Source organism: Johannesbaptistia floridana, assembly GCF_057440575.1.
In genome coordinates this window covers 1-4,669 of sequence record NZ_JALKVM010000010.1, presented here as the reverse complement: position 1 = coordinate 4,669, position 4,669 = coordinate 1, and the positions used below count along the sequence as shown (strand labels likewise).

Here is a 4,669-nt window from a genome sequence, read left to right as displayed (position 1 = left end):
ATTCTGAATAATCTGGCATTTTGTTTTTTCTTGATTGTGCCCAACGGCCCGGCTAGCCGCAGTACGTAGTGAAACGGAGTATTGTCGGCTAGCCATTGTTAGGTGCCTGTTCACTTATTTGATTTCTCAATTTCTTCTCTTAGTTTCACCAATTCTTGTGTAGATATGCAATTAGAAAACCCTTTATCTATCAATCCTTTCATCAATTTCTTATCTCCAGTCCAAAGGTTATATCCCATGTATTCACTCAATGCAACAAAAGCTATGTCATCCATATCTATATCTCTTACATAATTGGCTGATTTGTGCCAAATTCTAAAAGGGATCTGTTCCTCTGAAATAAATTCTATTTTCTTGGTTATCTGAAATTTACAATATTCAACTTCATTAATTGACATTCCTGACATCTCAACAATTTTATCTAAATGCTTGTCGATTTCTACTCTCATGTAGGTAACTGAGTAAAATTTCAGGAAAGGTTCAGAATTTAGAAGTAAATCTCCAATTGAGCTATTGGTATTCAAAATCCCACTGAAAACAATATTTGTATCAACTATAAACCTATTCATTCTTCAGAAATCTATCTTTATTTGCTTCCCACCAGTTTTTATTTATTTCTGTTGCCAATCTATCTACATCTTCTTGTGTAGCTTTCGATTCTTTAGTTATCTCTTTATAGGTTATAAAATCGATTAGCCTTTGAATCTCTGAAAATTCAACAGAATCTGGTATCCTTATTATAATTTCGCCATCAGTCCTTTCAATCGTCATAAGTTATCCTTTTTAGGTAATTTACAACTATTTGAAGAGATTGGTTTCTCTTCAAGTTGATTTTTTAGGCTAGTTTCAACTAACCTTAACATATATCCTTGATTATCAGTTGATAAAATGGCACCTAACGGCCCGGCTACGTGCTGTGCCGGATTCTAAATTTACCATTTTCATCTTATTTCACAAATGCTAGCGCAGGCAGCAAAAGGCGATCTTGGCGTAGCCTGGCTTTTGCTGCCTGCGCGGGTTTTTCAATCTCCATTTTTCTCTCGAAGATTTTTACCGGCATAGCATGTAGCCATTGTTGCCAGCAGTCAATTATTACCAATATTCCATGTAATCTCCTTTCCCTATCTTCACATAACCATATTCCCCTTGATCAAATTCAACTAAGAAAATATTGTCTATTCTTTTTATGATCCTTTCATATTTTGGCTCAATGACTATTTGTCCTCTATCTAAACTCATATTCAGCTGTTTTAAATAATGAGTTGAAAATTTTATCAATCCCCACTTATTTTTCTCCTTTACAGCTGCTATTGGTTCATAAACATTTGTGCCAATTTCTTTACAATTGAACAGCCTTACTTCATCATAAATGAAACCAGAACAAATATTCTTTTCCTTTTCGTCTTCTCCTAAGATATCGCAGAATGATATTTTTGAACGCTTTCCATATATGAGTTTTGACCCTCCTATATGTATTATCGAATCCACTTCTAATTTTAGGGTATCTAATTTTAATCCCGTTTGACCTTTTCCTTCAGTTTTCTCTATACATGAAAATTGATAATTGAAAGTTCCTCCTTCATCTTCTGGTATTTCAACTCTCCTTATCTTTACGCAGTGGTCAAACATTCCATCTTTACATTCTAATATCAAATCAACAGGTCCTTCCTCTTTGATTTTTCCATACTGATCAAAAAAGTACCGTTGGCCATCTTTATACACTATTCCGATACCTCCATTTGTAGTCGGTAGTGAATAGTTTTCTATTGAATCATATTCAATCGGGAGCACTAATTCTCCCAATTCGTTTAACACACCATATTTCTCACCTTTTTTGACTCTTGCATATATTGAATTTGGTTTTCCTAAATAAATTGAAAACAACCCTGCTTCATCATAAATTGGTCCAACTACTATTTCTTTCTGATCGTTTACATACCCCCATTTACCATTTTTATGATAGGGCATTAATATTTTTTCGCCCTCTTGACCAAATATCAGTAGGTTAGGAATGAAAATTATTATTAGCATCAACCATTTGTTCGTTGAAGCATCTCTTATATCAACTTTATTATTTTTCAATATGTAAATTTTGTTTTTGATTGCTGGCAACGGCCCGGCTACGCGCAGGCTGGGATTCTAAAATTACTCTTTTCGTCCGATTTCACCAATACTAGCGCAGGCAGCAAAAGGCGAAACTGGCGCAGCCTGGCTTTTGCTGCCTGCAGCGGGCTTTTCATTCTCTTTTTTCAATCGTAGATTTTTACCCAGCTTGAGTGTAGCCATTGTTGGGCGCTTCCATTTTATTCATTGTAAACCTAAAAAAGCGACCGTTTTACCGATTCTGGATACTTCAAAAGGGCCTTTTCTACTGATTTTTCAATCTCATTGAATCGATTCCCTAATTCTGATGATCTCAAATTGATCTTGAAAACTGATTCCAATTAACCGGTTTTTATTCCCGATCTCGAAGACTAATCTTCCAAATTGATCCAAATTCTTAATCTCCTGTCTTCAATTTGATTCAGCTAAATTTCAGTTTTTCAGGTCGGTCTCAAATTCAAGTTAACCAATTCAATCTACTGATTTTCAATCTCTAAAATTTCAACTTGATTCTCGACAACCCGATTCAATTTGATCAGATTCTTATCCGGTGAAAGGTTCAAATTTCTTGATCTCCTACCCTACTCAATTCAACGGTTTACCCAAATTCTTGATTTTCCGTATTGAGGCCCTAAACGCAAACTCTCTCCCAAAAACTCAATTTCTTCTTTCGATGACAGGGAGCGGTAATTGTTAAGGATCTCAATTATTCGGGACAACGGATTACCCGATAAAACAACTCTATTTTCCTTTTTTGCCTGCCTAATTGGGCTATACATTCAATTGACCGTAACAAACAAAACTCGGGTTCCAAAAACCAATTATTCCCGATTTTCAAAGGCAGGCTTAATCTCTAATCGTTTGTTTATCAGTTTTTTATTCCCAAAATGGAGTGCGCCCAACGGCCAGGCTACACGCAGTGGGGGATTTTTTAACCAACCCTTTCTGTTCCTATTTCAAATATACAGCGCAGACAGCAAAAAGACGAAATTGGCGAAGCTTGGCTTTTTGATGGCTGTGCGGATTTCTTATCCACCCTTTTTCATTTCTAAGATTTTACCCCCATTGTGTGTAGCCCTGTGTTGGGTGCAGGGCGGGTTGGCTGTGAGCCCGAGCAATTGCCGCACATAAGAGCCCTAAGGCGAGGATGTGCGCAGTGCCGGGCGGGCGGGATGGATCCCCCCGGTAGGGCTTGCACCCAACGGCCCGGCTAGCCGCAGTACGGAGTGAAACGGAGTATTGTCGGCTAGCCATTGTTGGCAGTAGTTGTTCTATTTCGGCTCGTTGTCGACATTTGTTGGTGTCTCGGTTTTTTCTTTGTCTGGCTGTTTTAAAATGTTGTCACGATAGCTTATTGTGAAAAACAGTCCAACCCAAAGTATTAGAATGAATAATTGATACCACCCATTTTTTGAATATTGATTGCCAGTCCAAAATTCGTGAAGGATAATAAAAATGGTCAATAAAAAGGCTATAACAACTTCAATTGCTCCTTGTGCACTAAATAGATTTACGAAACAAATAATAAAAAGAGGTTGTAGCCCCCAAATCGTCAGAAGTTCCCAAAAATTAAATTTCCTAAACTCAAATGAGTCATTAAGTTTTGCTTCTATGTCTCCAACTGCTTCTGGTGTTTGTTGTTGAATAACTTTTAATCTCTCCCTTTCAATGCTGCGTTTGTGTTCTTGTTTTGCTATAATGATTATTACTGATAGAACAAGTGAGAACAGTCCACCTAAAAACAACAGCAATACGTCATAGTTAAGTAAGTTTTCCATAACTAAAATCTGTTGTTTATCCAGTTAGTAATTCTGATATCTCTGTCCTTAAGAATGCTTTTCCAAAAGCTGTACGTTTTATCACCTTTAGTATCGAACTCTGTCATAAAGTTTTCTCTTGAAACGCCTGGTTTTACAAGAGGGATAAAGTAGGTCGAAATTGTCTCGCTGTTGTGAATCTGAACTTTAAAAGAAGCAAGTAAATTAAGGTCTATCAATTTTTGAATATAAGGGCGGTTGTTAGGTGTAATGTGACTTTTGTCAATGAAATAAATGTCTTTTTGAGGTTCTGGTTGATTTGTCCAGTCAACTACAAACTCGTTAAATAGTTGCTTCTCCAAGTCTAAGTCTGTTGGATTTGTTAGAGATAAGTCAATCCAGTAGTATATTAAAAAAATTGCTTTTAACAACCCGATCTCGGTAGATTTTTTGTTTACGAGGTTGTTTATAAGTGAGCTTTCAAAATTATACTTGCTAAAGGTTAAAATCAACTTGTCTAAACTCGTTCCCCTTATTTCTTCAGCGAATTTGAAAAGCTTATTTCTGTTCTCAAAGGTCAGGTTAAAATTGTCATATCGAAAGTTGATTCGACTGTTAGAATTAAAGTCAAAATTTCCATTAAGAGAAATGTCAACATAATCAACCTTTTTAGTCAGTTGATAGCTTTCCTTATTGCCTTTTATTTTAAGTTCTATCATATTCATTATCTGTTGTCGGTTTTGTGACAATTACTGCCAACGGCCAGGCTACACGCAGTGGGGGATTTTTTAACCACCCCTCTCCTTTCT

6 protein-coding genes are annotated in these 4,669 nt (G+C 36.4%); all 6 read right to left on the bottom strand.

Annotated features, from left to right (window positions below; translation table 11 throughout):
- Positions 1 to 110 precede the first annotated feature (110 nt).
- The gene (locus MW688_RS00805; protein ID WP_486734004.1) at positions 111 to 569 is read right to left on the bottom strand and encodes a PIN domain-containing protein; all 459 of its coding nucleotides are present in this window, start codon (positions 567 to 569) and stop codon (positions 111 to 113) included.
- Entirely contained in the window at positions 562 to 771 is a 210-nt protein-coding gene (locus tag MW688_RS00800; protein WP_486734003.1) for a hypothetical protein, read from the bottom strand. The genes MW688_RS00805 and MW688_RS00800 overlap by 8 nt, the downstream gene beginning before the upstream one ends.
- Before the next feature lie 321 nt (positions 772 to 1,092).
- On the bottom strand, positions 1,093 to 2,112 hold the full coding sequence (locus MW688_RS00795) for a WG repeat-containing protein (protein WP_486734002.1): 1,020 nt from the start codon (positions 2,110 to 2,112) through the stop codon (positions 1,093 to 1,095).
- A 33-nt stretch (positions 2,113 to 2,145) separates the two neighbouring features.
- On the bottom strand, positions 2,146 to 2,286 hold the full coding sequence (locus MW688_RS00790; protein ID WP_486734001.1) for a hypothetical protein: 141 nt from the start codon (positions 2,284 to 2,286) through the stop codon (positions 2,146 to 2,148).
- A gap of 1,088 nt (positions 2,287 to 3,374) precedes the next feature.
- Positions 3,375 to 3,881 (bottom strand): hypothetical protein, encoded by a 507-nt coding sequence (locus tag MW688_RS00785; protein WP_486734000.1) that lies wholly within the window; start codon positions 3,879 to 3,881, stop codon positions 3,375 to 3,377.
- A 2-nt stretch (positions 3,882 to 3,883) separates the two neighbouring features.
- Complete coding sequence (locus MW688_RS00780; protein WP_486733999.1) at positions 3,884 to 4,579, bottom strand: hypothetical protein; 696 nt, start codon at positions 4,577 to 4,579, stop codon at positions 3,884 to 3,886.
- Between the last annotated feature and the right edge of the window lie 90 nt (positions 4,580 to 4,669).